The sequence below is a fragment of the Pantoea sp. M_9 genome (assembly GCF_008631385.1).
In the GTDB taxonomy this organism is placed as follows: domain Bacteria; phylum Pseudomonadota; class Gammaproteobacteria; order Enterobacterales; family Enterobacteriaceae; genus Pantoea; species Pantoea eucrina.
Genome location: NZ_VWUF01000003.1, coordinates 224,792 through 250,814, shown reverse-complemented (window position 1 = coordinate 250,814; position 26,023 = coordinate 224,792). Strand labels below are relative to the sequence as shown.

Genomic DNA, 26,023 nt, shown 5'->3' with positions numbered 1-26,023 from the left:
GCGCTTTATTTTATTGATCTGGATCAAAATAGGTATTTTAATTAATCGCATCATAGCGGCATAAATTAGATAATTCGCGAAACAAAATTGCTTTCTGCTTTAACGCAAGCGTCACGAACTTCCTGTACTGATGCCGCAAAATGGATCATCCAGGTATAAAGGCGTCGGTACTGATATCGCATTCTTCTCAACGTGCAGACAAAAACTATGAACCTATCAACGCAATCGCATGAACCCACCAAAGTGCCGCCTGCGGCACCGGGTAAAAAAAATCGCCTGCTGATGCTCTGCCTGCCGGTACTGGTTGCACTCCTGTTGCTGCTGGTGCCGACGCCTGCCGGACTGGAGCCCTACGCCTGGCACTTCTTCGCCATCTTTGTCGGTGTGATCGTCGGCCTGATTTTTGAGCCGCTGCCGGGCGCCGTGATTGGGCTTACCGGTGTGGTGGTCATCGCGCTGTTTAGCCAGTGGGTGCTGTTTAGCCCGGCAGAGCTGGCCGACCCGGCATTCAAAACGGCAGCGCAGTCGTTCAAATGGGCAGTCAGCGGCTTCGGCAACTCTACGGTCTGGCTGATTTTTGGCGCCTTTATGTTTGCAGCCGGCTACGATAAAACGCAGTTTGGCCGCCGGCTGGCGCTGATTCTGGTGAAATATCTAGGTCGCCGCAGTCTGACGCTGGGCTACGCGATTACTTTCGCTGACCTGCTGCTGGCGCCGTTTACGCCGTCTAACACTGCCCGCAGCGGCGGGACTATCTACCCGATTATTGCTAACCTGCCGCCGCTCTATGGCTCTAAGCCTAATGACCCCAGCGCCCGCAAAATCGGCTCTTATCTGATGTGGGTGGCTATTACCGCAGCCTGTATCACCAGCTCGATGTTTCTCTCTGCGCTGGCCCCTAACCTGCTTGCGCTGGCCCTGGTTAAGAGCGTTATTGGTTTCGATATCAGCTGGGGTATGTGGTTCCTCGCTTTCCTGCCGCTGGGGATCCTGCTGATTCTCACCATGCCGCTGCTCGCTTACTGGCTCTATCCGCCGGAAGTCAAAGTCAATGATGAGGTACCGCGCTGGGCGACCGCCGAGCTGGAAAAGCTGGGCCGCCTGTCGCGCAATGAGATCCTGCTGCTGCTGTTTGTCGTCGCGGCGCTGATGATGTGGATTTTCGCAACGGCATGGATCGAGCCCGCTATGGCCGCGCTGCTGGTGATTGTGCTGATGCTCTGGACCGGCGTACTTAACTGGAGTGATATCACCAGCAATAAAGCTGCCTGGAACACCTTTGCCTGGTTTGCCACGCTGGTTGCGCTGGCCGATGGTCTGGCACGCGTCGGTTTTATTGCCTGGCTGGGCAAAGAGGGGGCGGTGCTGCTACAGGGTTACGATCCTCAGGTCTCCGCAGTGGTGCTGCTGATTGCCTTTTATCTGCTGCACTATCTGTTTGCCAGCACCACGGCGCATACCACCGCCCTGCTGCCCGCCATGCTGACTATCGCCGCCTCAATTCCAGGCATTAATATGCCGGTGTTCTGCCTGATGATGTGTACCTCGCTGGGTGTGATGGGCATTATCACCCCTTACGGTACCGGCCCAAGCCCTATCTATTACGGCAGCGGCTATCTGCCGACCAAAGATTACTGGCGGCTTGGCACCATCTTTGGCGCTCTCTTCCTGGTGGCGCTGATGGTTATCGCTTATCCCTGGATGGTTATGATGTTCTGATGATGTTGCTTTGATGTTAAAAAACGCAGCCGCGTCAGCCTGTTTCAGTGTTACTATGCTCGCCAGTCAGCTCCTGATACGGGCTGGCGAGAGAAAATAGCACCACAGATCGCCTAATTTGCCGCCCGCCGCGCAGGCGGGCAACACGAAGCTAAGTGAGCCAACATGTCGAACAAACCCTTCTATTACCAGAACCCCTTTCCTCTCGCCAAAGATGATACTGAATATTACCTGCTGAGCCGCGAGCACGTTTCGGTCGCCAGCTTTGAGGGCGAGGAGGTGCTGAAAGTCGCACCTGAAGCGCTGACGCTGCTGGCTCAGCAGGCGTTTCATGACGCCTCTTTTATGCTGCGCGCCTCACACCAGCAGCAGGTTGCCGCTATTCTGGCGGATGATGAAGCGAGTCAGAATGACAAGTATGTTGCGCTGCAGTTTCTGCGTAACTCAGAAATCGCTGCCAAAGGCGTACTGCCAACCTGCCAGGATACCGGCACCGCAATTATCATGGGTAAAAAAGGCCAGCGCGTCTGGACCGGCGGCGGCGATGAAGCGGCGCTGTCGCAGGGCGTTTATAACACCTATATCGAAGATAATCTGCGCTATTCGCAGAACGCCCCGCTGGATATGTATAAAGAGGTCAATACCGGCACCAACCTGCCGGCCCAGATCGATCTCTACAGCGTGGATGGCGATGAGTATAAGTTCCTCTGCATCGCTAAAGGCGGTGGTTCAGCGAACAAGACCTACCTCTATCAGGAAACCAAAGCGTTAATCACGCCAGCAAAATTAAAAAACTACCTGATTGATAAAATGATGTCGCTCGGCACCGCTGCCTGTCCGCCCTACCATATTGCATTTGTGATCGGTGGCACCTCTGCGGAGAGCACGCTAAAAACGGTTAAGCTCGCCTCAACGCACTACTATGACTCTCTGCCAACGGAAGGCAACGAGCACGGTCAGGCGTTTCGCGATACCGCACTGGAGCAGGAGCTGCTGGAAGCGTCGCAGCAGCTCGGACTGGGCGCGCAGTTTGGCGGTAAATATTTTGCTCACGACATTCGCGTCGTCAGACTGCCGCGTCACGGTGCCTCCTGCCCGGTAGGCATGGGCGTCTCCTGTTCTGCTGACCGTAACATCAAAGCTAAAATCAACCGTGATGGCATCTGGATTGAGAAGCTGGAAGATAATCCGGGACGCTATATTCCGGAAGCGCTGCGCCAGCAGGGCGAAGGCGAAGTGGTGCAGGTAGATCTTAATCGCCCGATGCAGGATATTCTGGCCCAGCTCTCCGCTTATCCGGTCGCTACCCGCCTGTCGCTGAACGGCACCATTATTGTGGCGCGCGACATCGCCCACGCCAAGCTTAAAGAGCGTATCGATAATGGCGAAGGGCTGCCGCAATACATCAAAGATCATCCGGTCTACTATGCCGGTCCGGCCAAAACGCCGGAAGGACACGCGTCCGGGTCACTTGGCCCTACCACCGCGGGCCGGATGGATTCCTATGTTGATCTGCTGCAGTCACACGGCGGCAGCATGGTGATGCTGGCCAAAGGTAACCGCAGCAAACAGGTGACTGACGCCTGCCATAAGCATGGCGGATTCTACCTGGGCAGTATTGGTGGCCCGGCAGCGGTACTGGCGCAGCAGAGTATTAAAAGCCTTGAGTGCGTTGAGTATGCCGAACTGGGCATGGAAGCGATCTGGAAGATTGAAGTGGAAGATTTCCCGGCGTTTATTCTGGTCGATGACAAAGGTAACGATTTCTTCCAGCAGATCCACAATCAGTGCTCTGCCTGCGTAAAGTAGAGCGCTGAAGCAGACCCTGTAAAAAATCCGCGGCACCAGGCTGCGGATTTTTTATTACTCTGAAAGCACTTTCTTATGCGCGCAGCGACATTTCCCGTGTGGCGTCGCGTTCGGCACTCTGCTGGCGCGCGTGCTGCAACGCATCATAAGCGGGCAGATTAACGCTGATAATATCCTGTTCGACCGCATCCAGCACCTCATCGTGCTGCTCCATATAGTCATATCCTGCGTTCATGATCTCTCCTTTGCGCAGAGGCGTTTCTCATATCCTGTCCTGCAAAGATGACAGGTGTATGAAAATATAGCCTCTGCAGCGACCGCCGGTACGAAAATCAGAAGAACCCGAGCGGCTGTGTGCTATAGCTCACCAGCAGATTTTTAGTTTGCTGATAGTGATCCAGCATCATTTTATGCGTCTCCCGCCCGATGCCCGATTTCTTATAGCCGCCAAACGCAGCGTGAGCCGGATAGAGATGGTAGCAGTTAGTCCAGACGCGTCCGGCTTTGATTGCTCTCCCCATACGGTATGCGCGGTTAATATCCCGCGTCCAGACGCCAGCGCCAAGCCCGTAAATCGAATCATTAGCAATGGCCAGCGCCTCCGCTTCATCTTTAAACGTCAGTATGCCGACCACCGGTCCGAAAATCTCTTCCTGAAATACGCGCATGCTGTTGTTGCCTTTCAGCAGCGTAGGCTGAATATAGTAGCCGCCGCTGAAAGCCTCACCAATCTGCTCGACGTTACCACCGTGCAGCACTTCCGCCCCCTCCTGCTGCGCAATCTCAAGATAAGAGAGGATCTTATCAAACTGCTGCTGCGACGCCTGAGCGCCAATCATGGTTTCCGTATCCAGCGGATCGCCACGTTTAATGGTTTTGATGCGCTTCATTACGGCCGCCATAAAGGGCTCAAAAATCGATTCCTGCACCAGCGCGCGTGACGGACAGGTACAGACCTCACCCTGGTTCAGGAAGCCGAGCACAACACCCTCTGCCGCTTTCTCAATAAAGCTCTCTTCCGCCTGCATGATATCTTCGAAAAAGATATTTGGTGATTTTCCACCCAGCTCCACCGTGGACGGGATCAGGCTTTTTGCCGCCAGCTCCAGAATATGGCCGCCGGTCGCTGTTGAGCCGGTAAACGCGATTTTGGCAATGCCCGGATGCGATGCCAGCGCTTCGCCCGCCTCTTTGCCGTAGCCGTGCACCACGTTAATGACGCCGGGCGGGACCAGATCTTTGATCAACTCAACAAACAGCGTGATGGAAAGCGGCGTCTGCTCGGCTGGTTTTAGCACCACGCAGTTGCCTGCGCCCAGCGCCGGAGCCAGCTTCCAGGCGGCCATTAACAGCGGGAAGTTCCACGGAATGATCTGCCCCACCACGCCCAGCGGTTCATGGAAGTGATAGGCGGCCGTGAACTCATCGATTTCAGCGGCGCTGCCTTCCTGCGCCCGGACACAGCCGGCAAAATAGCGGAAATGATCCACCGCCAGCGGCAGGTCAGCGGCCAGCGTTTCGCGTACCGGCTTGCCGTTATCCCAGGTTTCATTAACGGCGATATATTCCAGATTCTGCTCCAGGCGGTCAGCAATCTTCAGTAACACCAGCGAGCGCGCCTGCGGTGAAGTCTTGCCCCACTGCTCTGCCGCCGCCTGAGCCGCCGCGACCGCATTATCAACATCTGCCCGATCGGAACGCGGGAATTCGCCGATTGCGCTGCCGTTAACCGGTGAGGTGTTGGTAAAATAGTGACCGTTAACCGGCGCAGTAAACTCGCCGTTGATAAAGTTGCCATACTGCGATTGCAGAGTGATCAGAGAACCCTGTTCTCCCGGAGCAGCGTAACGCATGGTATTTCCCCTTACAGAGCGAATGGAAGTTAACAACTTTTAAACTGTTGATTAACATTGCGCGATCGTTTTTAGCCTGTCAGGTCTGCAGACGGGAAACTGTGAGCCGGCGCGGGAAATCGGTGTTAAAGCGGGACAGAATCGCTTGTGCCGGAATGTTCTGAGTTTGGCTTTTTTGCCGCGCTAAAGCGAAACCTGAGCGTTATCTGTGGTCAATACCCTGCAGACCACAGATTCAGGAGAGAAAGATGCTGGCTTCAGCCATGATGCTAATGCGGGCCAAAGCGAACTTTGTACAGCAGTTTATTCGCGATCCGCGCACAATCGGCAGCGTCACCCCTTCATCAGCGGCGTTATGCCGCTGTATGTGCAATGCGGTAGAGTGGGATAGCAGCCTGCGGGTGGCTGAACTGGGCGCCGGTGATGGCGTGCTGACCCGCCAGCTGCTGTCACGGATGGTACCGGCCGCGCAGCTTGACGTGTTTGAAATTAATCCGCAGCTGGCAGCAGAACTTCGTCAGTGGCACGATCCGCGCATGCGGGTTCAGGCACACTCAGCGGAGCTGCTGCAGGGTGAGTATGACGCTGTATTTTCCGGCCTGCCGCTGCTGTCGCTGCCTGCGGCCACGCGTCATACCATTCTGAGCGCGGTGCATAAGGCGCTGGCGCCCCGGGGCGTATTTGTCCAGTTTCAGTACACCTCGCTCACCCGGCACGATCTGTCGCGCTATTTTGTCTGGCAGCGGCAGCGGGTGCTGAAAAATATGCCGCCCGCCTGGGTCTATCGCTGTCAGCGCTGCGACGCTTCCTGATCCCGGGGCCGTACCTGCTGCCAGAAGCGCTGCAGCAGCGTACGCGCCCAGTCAGTATCACCCATTACCGCGCTATCCGGCTGTACGTCAGCCGGTGTACAGGCCGTCATGATCTCGCGACTGAACTCCGGATGAAACTGAACGGAAAATGCCTGCGGCGAGTAGCGTAACACCTGACACGCATCCAGCGCTGAGCGCGCCAGAACCGTGGCCTGCGGCGGCGGGACCAGTACCGACTGCCGGTGCGACAGCCAGGCGGAAAAGTGCGCCGGCAGCCCGTTCAGCCAGGCATCCGAAGCGGTCCGCGTGACGGTCTGCAGCCCGCGCTCCCAGCCGCGGGGATTATCACCCACCTCCCCCCCAGCGCATACGCCATCAGCTGATGGCCGTAGCAGACGCCAAGCAGCGGCAGCTGCGCCTCCATTGCGCCGCGTATCCAGGCCGCAGTGCGCTCACTCCATCCGGCGTGATCGGTCACCATCGCCCAGGAGCCGCTAAGGATCGCCCCGCTAATCTCCTGCCAGCCGGGAAGCGCGTCACCCCGGTGCGGACGCACGATAATATAGTCATCCGCCTGCAGCTGCAGCGCGTCAATAAACCACGCAGGCTGTTCGCCAATTTTCGCCACCACCTGAGGGGGCGGAACTTCAAGCTGTATTAATGCCAGGGGTAAGGTATAACGCTCCGTCATTGCCGGCAGGCTCCTCTGCTGCGTCCGCTGTTAAGCGCTACTGTGACAGCAATTGCCAGCCGTGTCTTATGTTATTCCGCAACATGCTTATGCAGAAGCTGATGTCAGGATAGCGCCCGGATAATAGTATGTTGTAATTATATAGCGGCGCTTTTGCTGTTGAGTGCTAAACCGCCGGGTTGGTATGTCCTGTGCGGCAGGCTTCATGCCATTATTAAGCGTAAGTTCATTTTTCTGTGAAGGATAACAGCGTGGCCGTACGGCATTTTTTTCTGATTCTGTTTGTGGTTTCGACCTGGGCGTTTAACAACGTGGCGGTTAAGTGGGGCCTTCTGGAGCTGCCGCCGCTGTTTCTGACGTGGATGCGTTTTGTCGTGGTCGCTCTGATCCTGGTGCCCTTTTGTCGTATTACGCGCGCGCAGCTGCCGTGGCTCATCACCCTCGCGTTTACCTTTGGCTTTATGCATTTCTCGCTGCTGTTTGTCGGCATGCGCTATACCGATGCCGGTACGGCAGCTATCGTTGTACAGCTGGGCACACCCATTGCGATGCTGCTGGCGATGGCGATCCTGAAAGAGAAGCTGCGGCTGGTGCAGCTGTGCGGCATTGCTATCTCTCTGAGCGGCGTGGCCGTGCTCTCCGGCAGCCCGACTATCCCCGCCTGGTGGGTACTCTGTATCCTGCTCTGCAGCGCGTTTGGCTGGGCGGTCAGCAACATGATTGTTAAAAAGTCGCCGCCCATTAGTCCGCTGACGCTGACCGGCTGGATCTCATTCCTCGCCGTGCCGCTGGTTGGCGCTGCCTCATGGCTGACAGAGTCGAATCAGTTCAGCGCCCTGCAGGCGGCGGGCTGGCACGGCTGGTTCGGCATTCTTTACAGCGCTATCGCCTCTTCGATTGTTGCCTATACGCTGTGGTACGCCCTGCTGAAAAAATATAATGTTAATCTGATCATGCCCTATTCGCTGCTGACGCCGGTGCTGGCTGTCATCATGGGCGTGACGGTGCTGGGCGACAGCATGAACAGTTTCAAAGTATTTGGCGCATCGCTGGTGGTGCTGGGCACCGCCATTGCCGTGCTTAACCTGCGCAATCTGCGCATGCACGCACGTTTTCCGCGTCTGCGCCGGCGTTAGTCTCTCTTCGCTTAGCCTGCATCCGCCGGAGTCTGCAGGCTTTAGCCGCACGTCACTGCTTTTGTGCAGCTGCAGCGAACGCCTCCGGCAGCGCCCCCTGCGCGGAACGATTACGCCTGCGGCGTATCGTCTTCGCTCAGCTCATCATACATTGTCTGGATCGCCTCGCGGCTCAGCTCAGCCAGCGTGCGATAAAACGCCGTGGTGGCGTGCGCTTCAACTTTGCCAAGGAACGCACCGCACCACGGCAGCAGATAAGATTCAAACAGCGCGCGCTGCGCGTCAGATTCATCTTCTGCAGACTGATCTTCCAGCCACGACGCCGCCAGCAGCAGTACGCCAAAGTGATCGGCGGGCGCGTCACTGAGCGGCATGCCGCGCGCGCTGAGAAACGCCCGGATCTCCGTTTCCGGCGCGCCTTCCGGCCACTGTGACGCGTAAGGCGGCACGCTGCACTCCTGACCGACAAACAGCGCGTTGTAATCCGCTGCCAGCGCCTGCGGATCGCTGCTCTGCTGCAGACGCGTCAGCAGCGCATCCTGCTCCAGCGGCCACTGTGCCTGCATTTTGCCTTCGCGCAGCAGCGTAAACAGCGGCATCAGCAGCGGATCCTGGGGCTGACGGTTAAACAGGGAGCCGATCACCCGGCAAAGCATAGAAAACTCATTCATCTGGCAGCATTCCTCACTACAACATTAAAAATCCAGTAATTCCGCGATCCGTTTACCGCTGCGCTGCTCCAGAAAGTCGAGCAGGCGGCGCGGCGTGACATTTAACACCCCATCTTCAGGGAAATCCACCTCGCGCGTAATGCGCAGGCAGTGCTCAAAATGTCCCAGCGTAAAGGCGGTGTGGGAATCGGAGCCAAATGCCAGCCACCCGCCCGCTTCGCGCACCGCCTCCGCAATCGCGCGGCAGTTAGGTTCACTGCCCGGACGCGAATGGGTAAACGAGGAGTTATTGATCTCCAGCGCCACGTTGTAGTGGGCCGCGGCTTCAGCAATGGCGCGGATATCCACCGGGAACCTGGGGTTGCCCGGATGGCTGATGATATGCACCAGCCCGCCTGCCATCGCTGCGATCATCGCCTCAGTATGGTGCGCTTTATCGCGCGGCGTATAGACCGGCTCGTGAAAGCCCGCCACGATCAGATCCAGGGCATCCAGCATCGGCCCGCTGCAGTCGATTTCACCCTGCTGGTTCTTAATGTTCGCTTCAATTCCGCGCAGGATCCCGACGCCGTCAACAACCCGCGGCCAGATGCGCATATTAATGAAATGCCAGTGATGCGGCGCATCCGCCATATCGGGGCCGTGGTCGGTAATGGCAAATAGCTTCAGGCCGTTCTGTTTCGCCTGGGCGACATAGTCGTGCAGCGTGCTGTAGGCGTGCGTGCTGGCAACGGTGTGCATGTGCAGATCAACGGGATACATAGTTTGCTCCTCTGAGATAAGTTAATAGCCGCGCTGGCGATCCACGCGCCCCGGGGGCTGCTGCCCTTTTTCCAGCTGCTGAATCGCGCTGGCGATGGCGTCCATCGCCTGCTCCGGCAGCGTAATGGCAGCACTGTGTGGCGTGAGGGTAACGTGCGGATGCTGCCAGAGCGCATTTTCCGCCGGCAGCGGCTCCTGCTGAAAGACATCCAGCGCGGCGGCGGCAAGTTGCCCGCTGTTGAGCGCTGCCAGCAGATCCGCTTCAACCACATGCGCGCCGCGCGCCAGGTTAAGAAAATATGCGCCGTGCGGCAGCGCGCGCAGGAAATCAGCGTTAACAAGATTGGTGGTTTCCGGCGTGGCGGGCAGCAGATCAATCACGACCTGGCAGCCGGCAAGAAAGTCGTGCAGCGCGGCGGCACCGTGGAAGGCGCGCACGCCAGGCAGGCTCTTCGGCGTACGACTCCAGCAGCGCAGCGGGAATCCCCACTGCTGCAGGCTCTCCAGCACGCTGCGGCCCAGTACGCCCGCGCCAAGCACGCCAATGGTGAAGGCGTCACGCGCCGGCAGCGGCAGCGGCTGCCAGCAGTGCGCCTGCTGCTGGCGCTGATAGTCAGCAAAGCGGCGATACCAGCCCAGCACGCACCAGTTCGCATACTCCTGCATCTGCTGTGCCATGCCGGTATCCTCAAGGCGATACAGCGGCACCTGCGCGCTGAGCCTGTCAGGGTGCTGACGCTGCTGCTGCAGAAGTTCATCAACGCCCGCCCCCATCGCGAACAGCCCTTTCAGGCTACGCTCCGCCAGCATCTCCACCGGCGGCGAACGTACAACGGCATAATCCGCACGGCCATTATCGCCCGGCTGCCACAGCCGGATTTCCGCGTCCGGCAGCCGCCGGGCGAGTCCCGTCAGCCAGCGCTGCGCCTCCATTGACGGGTGATACCAGATAATCTTCATACGCCTCCTTATTTTCTTTCAGCCTCCGGTAAACCGCGCGGCGGAGCAAGTAAAAAACCGTCAGCGGCAACAATTTCCCACGTAATTACCCGGCAGCGCTTCACATTTCCATCGCCCTGCAGCGCCAGCCAGCGCGATAGCGACTAAAGTTGTTTGAGTGGTCAATACGTTAGCGCACCACGTTTTCGGACAAGGAGAAAAACCGATGAGAAAAAATGTCATATTGATGCCCGCGCGCCTCTCTCTGCTGCTTACCACTGCCCTGCTGGCAACCAGCACGCTGGCCCATGCCGAAACCGGAAGCCGGATGCTGAGCCAGCAGCCGCAGCCGCCCGATGTACGTCTGGGTCCGCTCTTTAGCGCCGTGCAGAAAGCGCAGTTCTATCCCGATCAGAAAACCTTTGCTGACGCGATCCCGAAATACGATCCCGCCTCGATTCTCGCTGACTGGCAGATGCAAAAGAAGCAGCGCAATTTTGATCTTAAACGCTTCGTTGACATGAACTTTACCCTGCCCAAAGAGCAGGACAAATATGTACCGCCCGCCGGGCAGAGCCTGCGTGAGCATATCAACGGCCTGTGGCCGGTGCTGACGCGCAGCACGCCTGATGCCAGCCAGTATGATTCACTGCTGCCGCTGCCGAAGCCTTACGTTGTGCCGGGCGGGCGCTTCCGCGAGGTCTATTACTGGGACAGCTATTTCACCATGCTGGGCCTGGCGGAAAGCGGTAACTGGGACCGCGTGCAGGATATGGTCGATAACTTTGCCACCGAACTCGATCGCTACGGGCATATCCCTAACGGCAACCGCAGCTATTACCTCAGCCGGTCGCAGCCGCCGTTCTTTAGCCTGATGGTAGACCTGCTGGCCACGCATAAAGGCGATGAGGTTTACCGGCACTATCAGCCGCAGCTGCAGAAAGAGTATGACTACTGGATGGCTGACAGCGACAGCGTAGCGGCCGGCCACGCCAGCAAGCGGGTGGTAAAACTCTCCGATGGCACCCTGCTTAACCGCTACTGGGACGCGCGCGACGTGCCGCGTACAGAATCCTGGCTGGACGATGTGAAGACAGCAGAAAAAACCCCGGAACGTGACAAACCGCAGCTCTGGCGCGATCTGCGCGCCGGCGCGGCGTCGGGCTGGGATTTCAGTTCGCGCTGGTTTACCGATGCGCATAATCTCGCCTCCATCCGCACCACAGCGCTGGTGCCGGTCGATCTCAACAGCCTGCTGTTTCATCTGGAGCAGACGCTGTCAAAATCAGCCCGGCTGGCAAAACAGGATGACCAGGCGAAAGCCTTTGCCGCGGCGGCAGAAAAACGCCAGGCCGCGATCAATCGTTATCTATGGGATGAGAAACAGGGCTGGTATGCCGATTACGATTTCAGTAAAAAACAGGTTCACAACCAGCTGACGGCGGCCGCTCTTTTCCCGCTCTATATGCAGCTGGCCGGAGACAAGCAGGCTGAACGTACCGCTTCTGCAGTAGAAAAACAGCTGCTTAAACCTGGTGGTCTGGTGACAACCACAGTCAATAATGGCCAGCAGTGGGATGCGCCTAATGGCTGGGCTCCGCTGCAGTGGGTCGCGGTAGAGGGGCTGGAGCATTACAACCAGCCGCAGCTGGCACGACAGATTGGCCAGCGCTTCCTGCAAAACGTCCAGCAGACCTATGACAAAGAGCATAAGCTGGTGGAAAAATATGTGGTTGAGGGCGCGCAGCTGGGCGGCGGCGGCGGCGGTGAATATCCGCTGCAGGATGGTTTTGGCTGGACCAACGGCGTGACGCTGATGCTGCTGGATAAATATTGCCCGAAAGAAAAAACCTGTAACAGCGCCAGTGATATCCCTGATATGCCGGCGCTGCAGCACGCGAATTAATTTCGCGCCGGCTACAGCCGAAAAAAAACCGCAGCCCCGGGGCCGCGGTTTTTTTTATGCGGGCAGAATTAACTGCGCACTTTGCGGTAGATAAACAGTACGACAATGGCACCGATCACCGCGACAACAAAGCTGCCGAAGTTAAACCCGTCAACTCTGCCAAAACCAAACAGGGTACTGATCCAGCCGCCGACAACCGCACCGATAATACCCAGTACCACAGTCAGGATGAAGCCGCCGCCATCTTTACCTGGCATAATCCACTTAGCGAGAATACCGGCGATCAGACCAAAAATAATCCATGAAAGAATACCCATTTGTTGCTCCTTACGTTATGAATCAAGGTGTTCACTGCGATAAGTATAGACGGGATTTTTTTCCCTGCAGCGCAACTGCCGCTTTAATCATCAGCCAGCCGCTAAAGATTCAGAGCGTTACGCCGATAATCGTCGCATAACGATGATATGCGCAGCAGCGGGGAGCAGGATGTGAAAGATGCCGATAACGAACAGTATCTCAAGCGGGGTACGTTAGCGGTTTTGAATGTGATGAGGGATCTGTCGCGCTACCAAACTCCGCTGATGGTAACGTTTAATCGCGGGCAGTTTATCAGCCGCCTGCTGGTTGCCGATGAGGAGTGCATTATTTTCGATCTGGGCAGCAATGCGCTGAGCAATGAGTGGGTGCTGGAGAGTCCCGACTTCAGCGTCTGCGCCGAAACCTACGGCGCCAAAATTGAGTTCACCCTCGCTGCCCTGACGCTGGTTGAGTATGAAGGCTTACCCGCATTCAGCGCGCCGCTGCCGGCGTGCGCCTGGCAAATCCAGCGCCGCGAATTTTTCCGCATCAACGCCCCGCTGGAGCCGGTTTTCTGGTGTTACACCCAGTGGCCGGACGGCAGTCAGGCGCGCTTTCGCCTGCAGGATCTTTCGCTGGGCGGGGTCGGGGTATTGCCGGAAGGGCCGCTGCCGGAGGGCCTTGCCCGGGGAGATAAGTTCAGCCAGCTGCGGGTTGAGCTGGGTGAATTTGGCCAGTTTGAGGTCACCGCAGAGCTGCTTCATATTGGCGAGCGCAGCGTAGTCCGTAAAGGCGAAGCCTGCGTGATACCGCGGCTAAGCTTTCGTTTCACCGCCATTGAACCCGTGCAGGAGCGCCAGCTGCAGCAGGTGATCTTCGCGCTTGAACGGCTGGCACGCGATAAGGCGAGCCGCTTTCAGTAACTGCCGTTACGCCTGCAGGATATCTCAGACAGGCTATGCTTCTCCTTGCCCTTTATTTTAACCAGCGCCCGGCAAGGAGAAACTCCCCCATGGAAAACTGGCTTTCAGCCTCTGGCTGGCAACGCATTTTTCTTAATCAAACCCTCTGGATCAATAGCGCCATCATCCTCTTTGGTACTCTTATCGTCTGGTGGCTGCTGCGCACCGCTATCCGCTTTGTCTCAAATCGTATCGCCCGCTACAGCGAACAGCGCCATGTGCGCTTCACCGCCATCCTTGTTGAGATCCTGCGCAGCACCAGCCAGTCGCTGCTGCTGATCTTCTCCCTGCTGATTTCGCTGAAGTTTGCGGACCTGCCAGCCAACTGGAGCGTGGCGATTGCCCACAGCTGGTTCCTCGCGCTGATTTTGCAGTTCACGCTGTGGATTGACTGCGGCATCCGTTTATGGCTGAAAAGCATGCTGCGCGATCCGCTGCACGTGCGTAATCCGGTCACCACCGTGATCCTCGGCATTCTGCTGCGGGTGGTGGTATGGGTAATGATGCTGCTGGCGATCCTCTCCAACATGGGGATCGACATTACCGCACTGGTGGCCAGTTTAGGCGTCGGCGGTATCGCCATTGCACTGGCGATTCAGACCGTGCTGAGCGATGTGTTTGCGTCGCTGGCGATCGGCTTTGATAAACCGTTTGAGCACGGTGATTTTATTGTGTTCGGCGATATCGCAGGTTCCATTGAGCATATTGGCCTGAAAACCACGCGTCTGCGCAGCCTCGGCGGCGAACAGATCGTCTGCTCTAACACCATTCTGTTACAGCAGACGATCCACAACTACAAACGTATGCAGCAGCGGCGCATCGTGTTTAAGTTCGGCATTAACTACGGTACACCGGCGGAGAAAGTGCGGCAGATTGGCGGCATGGTGAAAACGATTATCGAAGGCGTGCCCAATACCCGTTTTGATCGGGCGCACTTTCTCTCGTTTGATGAGTCGCAGCTGACGTTTGAAGTGGTCTATTTTGTGCTGAGCGCGGATTACAATGTTTACATGGATATTCAGCAGGAGATTAACCTGCAGCTGATGGCGCAGCTGGAGCAGAAGCAGATCCGCTTCGCCTTCCCGATGCGCCGCGTCGAGTTTACCGGTGGAGTGCTGCCGCGTATTAATCTCAGCGATGCATCCAATGAAGCACCGGCACAGAGCGCGCAGCGTTAAGCTGCGCGCACCGCGCTAGCCAATAGTGCGGTAGGCGGTGGTCACTTTCCACAGATAGCGCGGTGCCTGCGCGGCCGGATGTTTGTTTTGCACATGCTGGTAAAACTCATCCGGCGACATCGCGTTAATCATCGCAATGGCGCGGTCGCGATCGCGTGAGAAGGTGCGCAGTAGCGCGCCGGCTCCGTTGGCATAGGAGACAATGGTGGCGTAGCGCAGCGTCAGCGGATCGCGGATACCGGCCAGTGCCGACTCCTGCAGAATACGCAGATAGGCGACGCCAATATCGATGTTTTTAGCCGGATCGCGCAGCTCGGCCGTTGAGGGCTGCCCGCGACGGCCCTGCACGCGATAAACTTCGCGCCCCGCCGTCGAGGCCTTGATCTGCATCAGGCCCACCGCGTTAGAGCGGCTCACTGCAGCAGGATTACCGCCCGATTCGACACTGATAATGGCGCTGATTAACTTCTCATCAACGCCATAATGAGTGGCAGCATCTTCTGTAAACAGCGCCCAGGCATCATTAATTTTTGAGGGCGGAGCCTGAGTGAGAGGCGTATTGCGCTCAGGCACTCTGGGTTTTTCCGGTTCACTGGCACAGCCTGCCAGCAGTAAAGCAGAGAGCATAAGTAGTCGAAATTTCACTGTTTTTCAGGTTCCGCTATAAGAGAGGCGCAGGCTATCATAGCCATGACGGCCGGCAGTAAAACTACCGTTATTCTGAAAATGACAAAATTCATTTTGCTGTCGTGACGCCGTTCACGCAGTTTGTCACTATGGACACATAAGCAGAGAGCAGGAAAAGCGTAATGCACCCAGCCCGTTCCTTTCGTTTAATCGCCCCTTCTGGCTATTGCCACAACCAGGACGCTGCCCGGCGCGGCATTGAGCGGCTTCAGCATGCAGGCCACCGGGTGGAGAATAGCGCAGTGGTTGCCCGCCGCTTTCAGCGCTTTGCCGGTACGGACGCAGAACGCCTGGCGGATATCAATGCGCTGGCGGCGTCAGACACGCTGCCGGATATTATTCTGGCGGTGCGCGGCGGCTACGGTGCGACCCGCCTGCTGGACAAGCTGGATTATCGCGGTATCGCGCAGCGTCTGAACAGTGAGCCGGTTGCGCTGTGCGGCCACAGTGACTTTACCGCTATTCAGCTGGCGCTGCTGGCGCAGACCGGCCTGATAAGCTTCAGCGGCCCAATGCTGGCCGGTAATTTCGGCGCGGATCCCGTTTCAGCGTTTACCGAACACCATTTCTGGCAGGCCGTTTCCTCTCCGGAACTGAAAGTGGACTGGCAGAGCGAAAGCCCGGACTGCGGCAGCTGGCAGGGCCGCCTGTGGGGCGGTAACCTGGCGATGATCTGCACGCTGATTGGCACCCCGTGGCTGCCTCAGATTGAAGACGGCATTCTGGTGATTGAAGATGTTAATGAACATCCGTTTCGCATCGAACGCATGCTGCTGCAGCTGCAGCAGTGCGGCATTCTGGCACGTCAGCAGGCGATTATTACCGGTAGTTTTACCAGTACCTCTCTCAGCGCCTATGATAACGGCTTCGGTTTCGACACGGTCTGGCAGCGCCTGCGCGATGAGTATCAGCTGCCGGTGATAAGCGATCTGGCGTTTGGACACGCGCCTGATACCGTCACGCTGCCGCTGGGTGCGCATGCTACGCTTGATGTAAATGCCGGTAACGCGCGGCTCAGCATCACCGGACATCCGGTGCTGCGATAAGACTACATGCAGGAGATCGCCCTCTGAAGCCGCTTTATGAAGACTTATGGATCTCCACGCCGGAATTTCCCGCTGAAGAGACCGCTAATGACCTGATGATGCATGGCTTTATGCTGCGGCATCCACGCGGCAACCTGCTGATTGGCCGGGTTGAGAATCCGCTCGATCATGAGTTTCTGGCAGAGGCGGGTGGCGTTATTCGTCACTATCTTACGCACTGGCATGAGGCGGCGCCGGGAGCACGCCTTATTCAGCAGCGCTTCAGCAGTGCGCTTTACTGCCACAGCCGCTCACTGGGTCCGGTTAGCCTGGTGGTTGAGCCGGATGAAACCTTTACCCGCAGGGAGGTGCATTTTGGCGACTTCCATCTGCTGCCAACGCCGGGCCATACGCCGGGCAGCAGCAGCTATCTTTACCACTCCCCGCTCGGGCAGACCTATCTGTTTGTCGGCGACACCCTCACCTGCGACTACAACCGCTGGATCAGCGTGCTCAAGCCTGACAGTAATCCTGCCGAGCTGCAGCAGTCGCTGGAACTTTACCGCACGCTGCGGCCCGATGTGGTGCTGATGAGCACCACGCGGGGTCACCTTTCATGGGTAAAGACTGATCTGTCCGGCTGGCTGGCAGCGATTGACGAAGCGGAGCAGTCGCCGCTGGATCTGCGACAGCAGCCGCTGCTGTAATCAGAGAGCTTTGGTGAGATAGTGGCGCTGATGATGACGCGGATAGTTATCCAGGCTGAACCGGAGCTGATAACCCTGTTTTTCATAGAACGGACGCGCCTGAAAGCTTGCCGTATCCACCTGCGCATAGACGCAGCCCCGCGCCCGCGCTTCGTTCTCTGCCGCCGTTATCAGCCGGGTGCCGGCGCCCTGCCCGCGCAGCGCGTCACTGACCCACAGCATGTCGATACGCAGCCAGTTACCACAGGTTGATCCTGTCAGGCCTGCTATTTTCCCGCCATCTGCATCATGAATAAACACGCCCAGCGCTTTGATCTCGCTGACATCAATAAAGCGGCTGTTGAACGCGTTAAGACCCTGTCTGATGTCGTCGAGATCCTGCGCAGTGACGCTGTCGGTGACGCTGAGTGACATGGTGTTGTTCCTGTGCGGTGTTATGAAGAGGCGTGCTGACGATCGTCATAACGATCGAGAGAGACGATAGCGGCATCGCGCTTTACTGAACGCTGACAGGGAACCAGTTTGTCGCTCTGCGCATAAACGAAAAAGGTTTCACCGCTCTCTTTATTAATGACCAGTCGGTCGCCGTTGCGGAAGCGCGTGATGGCGACGCTGTCGCCCCCTTCGAGGTGAAGGCGCTGTTGTCCCGCGGCCACCTGAAAATGCCGTTTCGGCCACATCAGCGTGCTGAGTCCGTAACTGGCGCGGGATACCGTCATCGTGGCCCGCCCCGGACAGGTGATCTGAAATTCACTTTCGCTCCATGCCGGCGCAACCTGACACGCCAGCAGTCCCGCGGCTATAACCAGAATTTTCATGCTGTTTTTCACCTGAGTTTAATGTCGTAACTTGCAGGGTAACATAGCGGGAAACAGATTAATGCATGGCGTGCCGCGCATCAGAGCAGGCACGCCGGACGGCTACATAGTGATAAAGCAGAAATAACGCCGATATTGCATCGGCCTGAAGCTTACTCTGCGGCCACCTGAGCCGCCACCAGCATGAGTGCCAGTCCGGCATCTTCTGGATCGAATTTATGCATCACATCGTGGATCGCCGCAACACAGTTTATGACCTGTTTTTTCTTATCGGCGTCCAGCTGATCTATCGCCTGCTGAAGAATCATTAAGCTGGCTTCTTCTTCTCTCATTCATTTACCCTGTCTTTTTNTGCACTGCGCTGGCAAGAATACCGTTTATCTGCTACCAAAGTCACCCCCCTGACCTGCTTACCGCTTAACAGTTAAACAAAATGCAAATGGGAAGTGCAGCCAGACCTGCTATGCTCATATAAGCGATACGCGTTATCGTGCCACTGTCAGACAGGGAAAGAACCAGGATCAGGACCATGTTAAAACTGACTTATTTCATCATTATTATTGCGCTGACAGGCTGTAGTTCGACGCCAAAAGGAGTGGATTGTCCTGGTGAGGTGACCACGATTTATGGTCAATCGCTGGGCAGTACTCACGCCTGGATTTTTGATCTGGCGACCGCTTTCTCTGTAAGAAGTGACAACGTCACAGTAAGCAGCGGCCCGCTCCACTCCACTGACCGCTTCCGCTATATCCCCTCTGCCGTTACGACTGAAGGTTTTTATGCCCAGCGCCTGAGCGATAAACAGTTCCGGCTTATCAATCCTTACGAAAACACCATGATCACCTGGCAGTGTCCTTAGCCCGTGCACCCCGCCGCAGGATAGTTTATTGTCAGGGTTTACGCTTGCGGCAGATACCGATAATGGAAAAGAGTCTCGATAATAACGGCTACATCGATTTCCCCTTCCCGGCCACCACCAATGAAGATGGCTCAGTCAATCCCTGCGGGTTTGATCTGACGCAGCAGCCTGAGCGGATCGACGAAATTAAAGCGGGTAACGATTCTGAAAATATGCGCCGGCTGCTGGAAGAGGTGAATCTGCAGGAGGGACTCTTTATGACGCTCGCCTGCGATCGTCAGCAGCGTGAAGACAGCGTCTGCGGTTTTATTGACATCGCTTTTCGTCCGGATGTACCGCATACGCATGATGAAGCAGAACAGCTGGAAGCGCGCTTTGAGCACTATCTCGGCTGTCAGGAGAGTCAGCATGAGATGCCTGCCGGCTCGCTGGTCAACTATGCGCGCACCGTGCTGGACTGGGGCTGGTCGCCGCTGCACCTGCGCCAGCAGCGCTATGAAAAAGTGACCGTCCGGTTCTACTGCCAGCAGCCTGAGGATGCTGAGTGGTGTTGTGACCATTTACGCCATTTTCTGGTGAGCTGGTACCCCTCATGGCGCTGCCGTCAGGGGTAAACCGTTCCTGAACAAACATTGTTAAACAGAGATTGTTACATAACCTTTACCGCTGTCGGGTTGCCGGTCCATCATTCTCTGACTACGCTGAAAGTGACATTCACCACTATCAGGGAGTCAACATGACTGACAAAGCGGAAGCAAAATTGAATGAAGCAGCAGGTGCAGTTCAGGAGAAATTTGGCGAACTGACGGGTTCTTCCCGTCATCAGGCAAAAGGTGCAGCACGGCGCTATCCGGCGCAGGCGAGCTATGCCGTACAGGATGCAGCTGATTGCGTGGTGAGGTCGGTCCGTGACAATCCGACTACGGGTCTGGCCGTGGCTGCCAGCATCGGCGTGATCGTCGGTTTCCTGCTGGGCCGCAAATAATCTGGTCAGCGGGGCCAGCCGGCCCCGCTGTTCCTGCACTTACGCCGCCGCGCGTCGTGCTTTATATCGCGCTACCATGGTACGCAGCGCCTGATAGATCAATCCCGCATACAGACTCATTACCACGGCCATGCCCGGCTCTTTTCCCTGCGCCTGCCAGGAGACAAACCACATAAACACGCCCCACAGCAGTGAAAAAAGCAGCCAGCCTTTCACAAACTTCACGATACCCTGCATAGTCTCTCCCCCGATACTGAGCGCTGACGATAGCGGCTTCTGCTGCAAAAGGCACGGCTATCCGGTTCAGGATGTTAACTGCTTCAAACTATGCGACTGGCCAGCGCGCGGATGGCACGGGTAATTATCTGATGCCGCTCGTCAGTCAGGGGGGCTTAGTGGTATAACTGCAGCCGCAGTCAGCGGTGCTGAACTATTTTCTGACTGAGACCGCAATTGCGCACGCGTCGCTTATCGCCCCGTACGGCTTTATGCTTGAATTCCCGCCATCCCGGACCGGCTACTGATTAACATGAGCTACTTCTATACATTCCAGAATTTTCTTGCCGGTGACACGGCGCTTGCGGCAACCGTCAGCTTGCTGCTGCTGGTCGCGGCGGCGATGATTGCGCACTTTATCTGTAAATTTTTTGTGGTAAAGGTGGTGCGTAAAGTCTTTTTCAGCGCGCATAAAAATCAGGTACCGCTGGATAAAGATGTCCGCCTGTCGGAAAAACTCTCTAATTTTATCCCGGTCATTATCGTCTACTATCTGCTGCAGTTTATGCCGGGTCTGCCGCAGCATCTGCAGATTGCGGTCAAGACCATCTGCGGCATTCTGTTCTTTATCTATCTTTCGCTGTTCTTTACGGAAGTGCTGGAGATCATCAACATCTCCTATACCAAAAAGTCGCGGCGTAAAAATCACTCGATCAAAGGCTATATCCAGATCGGTAAGATTCTGGTGCACATTCTCTCCGCGATCATGATCCTGGCGATTATGTCGAATAAGTCGCCGGTAATTATTATTTCCAGTCTGGGTGCGGTGGCAGCCGTTCTGATGCTGGTATTTCAGCACACGCTGCTGTCGCTGGTGGCCAACATTCAGGTTTCATCAAATGATGTGCTGCAGCTCGGCGACTGGATTGAGATGCCGGATAACGGCATCAGTGGTGAGGTCATCGATATTGCGCTGCACACCATTACTATTCGCAACTGGGATAACACGCTGTCGCGTATCCCCACGAAAAATTTTCTGACTGAAACCTATACCAACTGGCAGGCGATGTTCTCCTCCGGCGCGCGGCGTATCATGCGCAGCTTCTATCTTGACCAGACCTCCATTCGCTTTCTGGACTATGAGCTGGTGCAGCAGATGATGCAGATACGCGGGGTCAGTGAGCAGCTTTCCGTGCTGATGGATGGACGTGAACCCAGCGCGCCAGGCGACCGCTGGTTTGCCGAAAATGGCCTGACCAATCTGACCCTATTTCGTAAATATCTGACCGCCTGGCTGACGCAGCGCGATGATATTAAGAAAGATATGTATATCGTGGTACGGGCACTTAAACCCTCACCGGAAGGGTTACCGGTGGAGGTCTACTGCTTTACCTCTTCCGTCATGTGGGCTGATTACGAAGATTCACAGTCAGCGATATTTGAGTATATCTATGCCATCGTCGGACAGTTTGCCCTGCGGATTTATCAGCATCCGGGCGGCCACGATTTCTGGCGCCTGTCGCAGGCGCGCGATGAGACGCTGCGTCAGAACGATACAACAGGCGAATAAAAAAACGGGAGCCACTGGCTCCCGTTTTGCGCTCTGCCTGAAGCAGATTACATGTTGCTGATGATCGCGTCACCAAACTCTGAACATTTCAGCAGCTTAGCGCCATCCATCAGACGTTCGAAGTCATAGGTCACGGTTTTAGCCGCGATTGCGCCTTCCATGCCTTTAACAATCAGGTCAGCCGCTTCAAACCACTCCATGTGGCGCAGCATCATCTCTGCAGACAGGATCACTGAACCCGGGTTCACTTTATCCTGACCCGCATATTTTGGTGCAGTCCCGTGCGTGGCTTCAAACAGCGCGCACTCGTCACCGATGTTTGCGCCAGGTGCGATACCGATACCGCCAACCTGTGCCGCCAGGGCGTCAGAGATGTAGTCGCCGTTCAGGTTCATACAGGCAATCACGTCATACTCTGCCGGACGCAGCAGGATCTGCTGCAGGAAAGCATCTGCAATCACATCCTTAACGATGATCTCTTTGCCGGTATTTGGATTGTTAAATTTCATCCACGGGCCACCGTCGATCAGCTCACCACCAAACTCCTCTTTCACCAGCTGGTAGCCCCAGTCTTTGAAAGAACCTTCGGTGAACTTCATGATGTTGCCTTTGTGAACCAGCGTCAGCGAATCACGATCGTTAGTGATGGTGTATTCAAGCGCCGCACGGACCAAGCGTTTTGTTCCCTCTTCCGAGCACGGCTTCACGCCGATACCGCACTGCTGCGGGAAGCGAATTTTCTTCACGCCCATCTCTTCACGCAGGAATTTGATCACTTTATCCGCTTCCGGCGTACCCGCTTTCCATTCGATACCGGCATAGATATCTTCGGAGTTCTCACGGAAGATCACCATATCGGTCTCTTCCGGACGTTTGACCGGGCTTGGCGTGCCCTTGTAGTAGCGTACCGGACGCAGGCAGACGTAGAGGTCCAGCTCCTGACGCAGTGCCACGTTCAGCGAGCGAATACCGCCGCCAACCGGGGTGGTCAGCGGGCCTTTAATGGCAACGCGATACTCTTTGATTAAATCCAGGGTTTCCTGCGGCAGCCAGACATCCTGGCCGTAAAGTTCTGTTGATTTCTCACCAGTAAAGATTTCCATCCAGGAAATTTTACGCTCGCCGTTGTAGGCTTTCTTCACGGCAGCATCAACCACTTTCAGCATGACCGGGGAAACGTCCACGCCGATACCATCACCCTCGATGTAAGGAATGATTGGGTTATGCGGGACATTCAGTTTGCCCTGATCAAGGGTGATTTTCTGACCTTCTGCCGGAACAACTACTTTGCTTTCCATTAACCTCTCCTTCGAGCGATTTTTTGTTAATGATTTGTAAGATGCGGGTCAATACTACTTGAATATTTCCCCTACGCCAATCACCGTAATTTCGCGTTATAATGCGCTGATTGTTACTTACTGCAAAGCTCATGCGAAAAACATCTCAGAAAATTCACCCACCTAAACGCACCGCGGCGTCACGCCACGCTGCGCGCCGCCCGGCACGCCCGACCGGCCCGCGCCGCGTGATTTTATTTAACAAACCCTTTGATGTCCTGCCGCAATTCAGCGACGACGCCGGACGCCGCACGCTGAAAGACTTTATTCCGGTCAGCGACGTCTACGCGGCAGGCCGTCTGGATCGCGACAGTGAGGGGCTGATGCTGCTGACTAACGATGGTGCGTTACAGGCGCAGCTTACTCAGCCCGGCAGGCGCACGGGGAAAATTTACTTTGTTCAGGTCGAGGGCGTGCCGCAGGAATCAGATTTATCCCGGCTGCGCAGCGGCGTTGAGCTTAACGACGGCATAACGCTGCCGGCGGGTATCGAAGCGGTCAGCGAGCCGGAGTGGCTCTGGCCGCGCACGCCACCGGTGCGTGAACGCAAAACCATCCCCACCAGCTGGCTGAAAATCACCCTGTATGAAGGGCGCAACCGGCAGGTACGACGCATGACGGCGCATATCGGTTTTCCGACCCTGCGTCTGATTCGCTTTGCGCTGGGAGAGCATCAGCTTAATGAGCTTGCTCCCGGCGAGTGGCGCGATATCAGCGCTGAGTTTCAATAACCGCAGGTTAATCAGAGCGAGCGAACGATGTTTAAACCTCATGTAACCGTCGCCTGTCTGGTACAGGCGCAGGGTAAACTGCTGGTGGTTGAGGAGCGTGTCGCCGGACGCGTGACCTGGAATCAGCCAGCGGGCCATCTCGAGGCGGATGAGACGCTGCAGGAAGCGGCGCTGCGCGAATTGTATGAAGAGACCGGCATCCATGCAGAGCTGCACTATTTTCTTGGCGTGCAGCAGTGGATTGCGCCGGATAATACACCTTTTGTGCGGTTTCTCTTTGGCGTTGATCTGCCAGCGCCGTGCGTGACCACGCCGCTCGACAGCGATATCGATTGCTGCTGGTGGCTGGCACCCGAGCAAATTCTTGCGTCCGATCAGCTACGTTCGCCGCTGGTCGCGGAGAGCGTGCGGCTGTGGCAACAGGGCGTGCGCTACCCGCTACAGCTGGTGGCGCCGTTTAACTGGCCGTTTCACAAGGGTGCGCATACCGTGACTCCATGATAGAATGCGCCGCCTGTTTTACTGTAATCAAGAGTGCGTCATGTCTGACAACAGCCAGAAAAAAGTAATCGTCGGAATGTCCGGCGGCGTCGATTCTTCCGTTTCCGCGTGGCTACTGCAGCAGCAGGGCTACCAGGTTGAAGGCCTGTTCATGAAGAACTGGGAGGAGGATGACGGCGAGGAGTATTGCACCGCCGCAGACGATCTGGCTGACGCACAAGCCGTGTGTGACAAGCTCGGCATAAAACTGCACAAAATTAATTTTGCCGCTGAGTACTGGGACAATGTGTTCGAGCATTTTCTCGACGAATATAAGGCGGGGCGCACGCCTAATCCCGATATTCTCTGCAATAAAGAGATCAAATTTAAAGCGTTTCTTGAGTTCGCTGCTGACGACCTCGGCGCAGATTATATCGCGACCGGCCACTATGTGCGTCGGGCCGATGTGGCGGGCAGAAGCCAGCTGCTGCGCGGACTCGACGGTAATAAAGATCAGAGCTATTTCCTCTACACCCTGAGCCACCAGCAAATCGCCCAGAGCCTGTTTCCGGTCGGTGAACTGGAGAAGCCGGAAGTGCGCCGCATTGCCGCAGAGCTGGATCTGATTACCGCAAAGAAAAAAGATTCTACCGGCATCTGCTTTATCGGTGAGCGTAAGTTTCGCGATTTCCTCGGCCGTTACCTGCCTGCGCAACCGGGCGAGATTGAGACGGTTGAGGGTGACATTGTCGGTGAGCACCAGGGGCTGATGTACCATACGCTCGGTCAGCGCAAAGGTCTGGGCATTGGCGGCCGTAAAGAGAGCAATGACGATCCCTGGTATGTGGTGGACAAAGATGTCGCACGTAACCGGCTGATTGTCGCCCAGGGCGGCGCCCACCCGCGTCTGATGTCTGTGGGCCTGATCGCCCAGCAGCTGCACTGGGTCGATCGTCAGCCTGTGACCTCTCCGCTGCGCTGCACGGTTAAAACCCGCTACCGCCAGAGTGACATCCCGTGTGAAATCCTGCCGCTTGGTGACGATCGCATTGAGGTGCGTTTCGATGAAGCGGTTGCTGCGGTGACGCCGGGCCAGTCTGCGGTGTTCTATCTGGGTGACGTCTGTCTCGGTGGCGGTATTATTGAGCAGCGCCTGCCGCTGCCTGAGGCGTAAAACAGCGCCGCTGATTTTTCTGCAGGAGTAGAGCGTGGCTAAAAATTTTTATGATATTACGCTGGCGCTGGCGGGCATTTGCCAGGCCACACAGCTGACGCAGCAGCTGGCGCATCAGGGCCAGTGCGACAGCGCGGCGCTGCAGGTATCCATACGCAGCCTGCTTGATCTCAATCCCGCCTCCACGCTGGCGGTGTATGGTAATGACGAAGCCAATCTGCGCCCCGGTCTGGAGACCTTAATGGCGGTGCTGAACAGCGGCAGCCGTCAGGGTGCCAGTGCGGAAGTGACGCGCTACACGCTGGGTCTGATGGTGCTGGAGCGCAAGCTCAGCGGCAACAAAACCGCACTGGCGGCGCTGGCACAGCGTATCGGCCAGCTCGACCGCCAGCTGGCGCACTACGGCCCCGAATCCGACACCCTTACCAGCGCCATGGCGGGCATCTATGTCGATATCATCAGCCCGCTGGGCCCGCGCATTCAGGTTACCGGCTCACCGCAGGTGCTGCAAAATACTCAGGTACAAAACAAAGTCCGCGCGGCGCTGCTGGCGGGGATCCGTTCAGCGGTGCTCTGGCAGCAGTGTGGCGGTGGCCGCCTGCAGCTGATGTTTTCGCGTCAGCGCCTGCTGAATGAAGCCAAAGCTATTTTATCCCGGCTGGGTCCGGCGTATTAAACGCCGCCCTGCCCTCATCTGTT

The 26,023-nt window shown here is 56.6% G+C and carries 29 protein-coding genes and 1 pseudogene; 17 read left to right on the top strand and 13 right to left on the bottom strand.

From position 1 onward, the window contains the following. Window positions 1-207: 207 nt before the first annotated feature. Window positions 208-1,719: an anion permease gene (locus F3I15_RS08015; protein WP_150017377.1), complete on the top strand. Its 1,512-nt coding sequence runs from the start codon at window positions 208-210 to the stop codon at window positions 1,717-1,719. A gap of 165 nt (window positions 1,720-1,884) precedes the next feature. Then, on the top strand, window positions 1,885-3,528 hold the full coding sequence (gene fumA / locus F3I15_RS08010; RefSeq protein ID WP_150017376.1) for a class I fumarate hydratase FumA: 1,644 nt from the start codon (window positions 1,885-1,887) through the stop codon (window positions 3,526-3,528). A 73-nt stretch (window positions 3,529-3,601) separates the two neighbouring features. Here fumA and F3I15_RS18205 read toward each other — a convergent pair whose 3' ends face one another. Both F3I15_RS18205 and F3I15_RS08005 read right to left on the bottom strand, forming a co-directional pair. Beyond that, complete coding sequence (locus tag F3I15_RS18205; RefSeq protein WP_190314980.1) at window positions 3,602-3,763, bottom strand: hypothetical protein; 162 nt, start codon at window positions 3,761-3,763, stop codon at window positions 3,602-3,604. Window positions 3,764-3,860: 97 nt separating this feature from the next. Continuing rightward, window positions 3,861-5,381: an aldehyde dehydrogenase family protein gene (locus F3I15_RS08005; RefSeq protein ID WP_150017375.1), complete on the bottom strand. Its 1,521-nt coding sequence runs from the start codon at window positions 5,379-5,381 to the stop codon at window positions 3,861-3,863. A 248-nt stretch (window positions 5,382-5,629) separates the two neighbouring features. Here F3I15_RS08005 and F3I15_RS08000 point away from each other — a divergent pair, with 248 nt between their 5' ends. Then, window positions 5,630-6,193 (top strand): class I SAM-dependent methyltransferase, encoded by a 564-nt coding sequence (locus F3I15_RS08000; RefSeq protein ID WP_150017374.1) that lies wholly within the window; start codon window positions 5,630-5,632, stop codon window positions 6,191-6,193. On the opposite strand, the pseudogene F3I15_RS07995 reads toward F3I15_RS08000, so the two are convergent. After that, window positions 6,172-6,884, bottom strand: a pseudogene (locus tag F3I15_RS07995) (glutamine amidotransferase). The gene F3I15_RS08000 and the pseudogene F3I15_RS07995 overlap by 22 nt on opposite strands. A gap of 251 nt (window positions 6,885-7,135) precedes the next feature. On the opposite strand from F3I15_RS07995, the gene F3I15_RS07990 reads away from it, so the two are divergent. After that, a complete protein-coding gene (locus tag F3I15_RS07990; RefSeq protein ID WP_150017373.1) occupies window positions 7,136-8,020 on the top strand; it encodes a DMT family transporter in 885 nt (294 codons plus the stop codon). 110 nt (window positions 8,021-8,130) lie between these two features. Here the strand turns inward: F3I15_RS07990 and F3I15_RS07985 are convergent, their stop codons facing one another. From F3I15_RS07985 to ghrA, 3 genes are read right to left on the bottom strand one after another with little or no spacing between them, the layout of a single operon-like run. Beyond that, window positions 8,131-8,691: a molecular chaperone gene (locus tag F3I15_RS07985; RefSeq protein WP_150017372.1), complete on the bottom strand. Its 561-nt coding sequence runs from the start codon at window positions 8,689-8,691 to the stop codon at window positions 8,131-8,133. Window positions 8,692-8,715: 24 nt separating this feature from the next. Then, window positions 8,716-9,453 carry a phosphatase gene (locus F3I15_RS07980; protein WP_150017371.1) on the bottom strand — a complete coding sequence of 246 codons (738 nt, stop codon included), beginning with the start codon at window positions 9,451-9,453 and terminating at the stop codon, window positions 8,716-8,718. Between the two features lie 21 nt (window positions 9,454-9,474). Further along, on the bottom strand, window positions 9,475-10,413 hold the full coding sequence (ghrA, locus tag F3I15_RS07975; RefSeq protein ID WP_150017370.1) for a glyoxylate/hydroxypyruvate reductase GhrA: 939 nt from the start codon (window positions 10,411-10,413) through the stop codon (window positions 9,475-9,477). Between the two features lie 205 nt (window positions 10,414-10,618). Between ghrA and treA the strand changes: the two genes are divergently transcribed. Then, window positions 10,619-12,298 (top strand): alpha,alpha-trehalase TreA, encoded by a 1,680-nt coding sequence (gene treA / locus F3I15_RS07970; protein ID WP_150017369.1) that lies wholly within the window; start codon window positions 10,619-10,621, stop codon window positions 12,296-12,298. A gap of 68 nt (window positions 12,299-12,366) precedes the next feature. On the opposite strand, the gene F3I15_RS07965 is transcribed toward treA, so the two are convergent. Next, complete coding sequence (locus F3I15_RS07965) at window positions 12,367-12,615, bottom strand: GlsB/YeaQ/YmgE family stress response membrane protein (RefSeq protein ID WP_039383925.1); 249 nt, start codon at window positions 12,613-12,615, stop codon at window positions 12,367-12,369. Between the two features lie 171 nt (window positions 12,616-12,786). On the opposite strand from F3I15_RS07965, the gene F3I15_RS07960 reads away from it, so the two are divergent. Further along, complete coding sequence (locus F3I15_RS07960) at window positions 12,787-13,518, top strand: flagellar brake protein (RefSeq protein WP_150017368.1); 732 nt, start codon at window positions 12,787-12,789, stop codon at window positions 13,516-13,518. Window positions 13,519-13,607: 89 nt separating this feature from the next. Beyond that, entirely contained in the window at window positions 13,608-14,735 is a 1,128-nt protein-coding gene (locus F3I15_RS07955; RefSeq protein ID WP_150017367.1) for a mechanosensitive ion channel family protein, read from the top strand. A 15-nt stretch (window positions 14,736-14,750) separates the two neighbouring features. Here F3I15_RS07955 and emtA read toward each other — a convergent pair whose 3' ends face one another. Beyond that, window positions 14,751-15,380, bottom strand: a complete 630-nt coding sequence (gene emtA, locus F3I15_RS07950; protein ID WP_150017366.1) for a membrane-bound lytic murein transglycosylase EmtA — start codon at window positions 15,378-15,380, stop codon at window positions 14,751-14,753. 164 nt (window positions 15,381-15,544) lie between these two features. Between emtA and ldcA the strand changes: the two genes are divergently transcribed. Together ldcA and F3I15_RS07940 are read left to right on the top strand one after the other, a co-directional pair. Further along, complete coding sequence (ldcA, locus tag F3I15_RS07945) at window positions 15,545-16,468, top strand: muramoyltetrapeptide carboxypeptidase (protein ID WP_150017365.1); 924 nt, start codon at window positions 15,545-15,547, stop codon at window positions 16,466-16,468. 23 nt (window positions 16,469-16,491) lie between these two features. Then, complete coding sequence (locus F3I15_RS07940) at window positions 16,492-17,154, top strand: MBL fold metallo-hydrolase (RefSeq protein ID WP_094111809.1); 663 nt, start codon at window positions 16,492-16,494, stop codon at window positions 17,152-17,154. Here the strand turns inward: F3I15_RS07940 and F3I15_RS07935 are convergent, their stop codons facing one another. From F3I15_RS07935 to F3I15_RS07925, 3 genes are all read right to left on the bottom strand, one after another. After that, window positions 17,155-17,568 (bottom strand): N-acetyltransferase, encoded by a 414-nt coding sequence (locus F3I15_RS07935; RefSeq protein ID WP_150017364.1) that lies wholly within the window; start codon window positions 17,566-17,568, stop codon window positions 17,155-17,157. It abuts the gene before it with no gap. A gap of 20 nt (window positions 17,569-17,588) precedes the next feature. Beyond that, on the bottom strand, window positions 17,589-17,972 hold the full coding sequence (locus F3I15_RS07930) for a hypothetical protein (protein WP_150017363.1): 384 nt from the start codon (window positions 17,970-17,972) through the stop codon (window positions 17,589-17,591). Window positions 17,973-18,124: 152 nt separating this feature from the next. Then, a complete protein-coding gene (locus tag F3I15_RS07925; protein WP_150017362.1) occupies window positions 18,125-18,304 on the bottom strand; it encodes a hypothetical protein in 180 nt (59 codons plus the stop codon). Window positions 18,305-18,501: 197 nt separating this feature from the next. Between F3I15_RS07925 and F3I15_RS07920 the strand changes: the two genes are divergently transcribed. From F3I15_RS07920 to F3I15_RS07910, 3 genes are all read left to right on the top strand, one after another. Beyond that, window positions 18,502-18,831 (top strand): hypothetical protein, encoded by a 330-nt coding sequence (locus tag F3I15_RS07920; protein WP_150017361.1) that lies wholly within the window; start codon window positions 18,502-18,504, stop codon window positions 18,829-18,831. A gap of 62 nt (window positions 18,832-18,893) precedes the next feature. After that, complete coding sequence (locus F3I15_RS07915; protein ID WP_150017360.1) at window positions 18,894-19,445, top strand: hypothetical protein; 552 nt, start codon at window positions 18,894-18,896, stop codon at window positions 19,443-19,445. Between the two features lie 122 nt (window positions 19,446-19,567). Beyond that, window positions 19,568-19,816: a YqjD family protein gene (locus F3I15_RS07910; protein WP_065649559.1), complete on the top strand. Its 249-nt coding sequence runs from the start codon at window positions 19,568-19,570 to the stop codon at window positions 19,814-19,816. Between the two features lie 39 nt (window positions 19,817-19,855). On the opposite strand, the gene F3I15_RS07905 is transcribed toward F3I15_RS07910, so the two are convergent. Beyond that, window positions 19,856-20,053 (bottom strand): DUF6404 family protein, encoded by a 198-nt coding sequence (locus F3I15_RS07905; RefSeq protein WP_039383907.1) that lies wholly within the window; start codon window positions 20,051-20,053, stop codon window positions 19,856-19,858. 292 nt (window positions 20,054-20,345) lie between these two features. Here F3I15_RS07905 and F3I15_RS07900 point away from each other — a divergent pair, with 292 nt between their 5' ends. After that, window positions 20,346-21,602, top strand: coding sequence for a mechanosensitive ion channel family protein (locus F3I15_RS07900; protein ID WP_150017359.1), 1,257 nt, complete (start codon window positions 20,346-20,348; stop codon window positions 21,600-21,602). Window positions 21,603-21,649: 47 nt separating this feature from the next. Here F3I15_RS07900 and icd read toward each other — a convergent pair whose 3' ends face one another. Further along, on the bottom strand, window positions 21,650-22,900 hold the full coding sequence (gene icd / locus F3I15_RS07895) for an NADP-dependent isocitrate dehydrogenase (RefSeq protein WP_039383903.1): 1,251 nt from the start codon (window positions 22,898-22,900) through the stop codon (window positions 21,650-21,652). A 131-nt stretch (window positions 22,901-23,031) separates the two neighbouring features. Between icd and rluE the strand changes: the two genes are divergently transcribed. Genes rluE through hflD form a run of 4 tightly spaced genes read left to right on the top strand, consistent with a single transcriptional unit; the run spans window position 23,032 to window position 26,000 of the window. Beyond that, window positions 23,032-23,670 (top strand): 23S rRNA pseudouridine(2457) synthase RluE, encoded by a 639-nt coding sequence (gene rluE / locus F3I15_RS07890; protein ID WP_370513339.1) that lies wholly within the window; start codon window positions 23,032-23,034, stop codon window positions 23,668-23,670. Between the two features lie 27 nt (window positions 23,671-23,697). Further along, the gene (locus F3I15_RS07885; protein ID WP_150017357.1) at window positions 23,698-24,171 is read left to right on the top strand and encodes an NUDIX domain-containing protein; all 474 of its coding nucleotides are present in this window, start codon (window positions 23,698-23,700) and stop codon (window positions 24,169-24,171) included. 40 nt (window positions 24,172-24,211) lie between these two features. Further along, window positions 24,212-25,324 (top strand): tRNA 2-thiouridine(34) synthase MnmA, encoded by a 1,113-nt coding sequence (mnmA, locus tag F3I15_RS07880; protein ID WP_150017356.1) that lies wholly within the window; start codon window positions 24,212-24,214, stop codon window positions 25,322-25,324. A gap of 34 nt (window positions 25,325-25,358) precedes the next feature. Further along, entirely contained in the window at window positions 25,359-26,000 is a 642-nt protein-coding gene (hflD, locus tag F3I15_RS07875) for a high frequency lysogenization protein HflD (RefSeq protein ID WP_108569259.1), read from the top strand. Window positions 26,001-26,023: the final 23 nt, after the last annotated feature.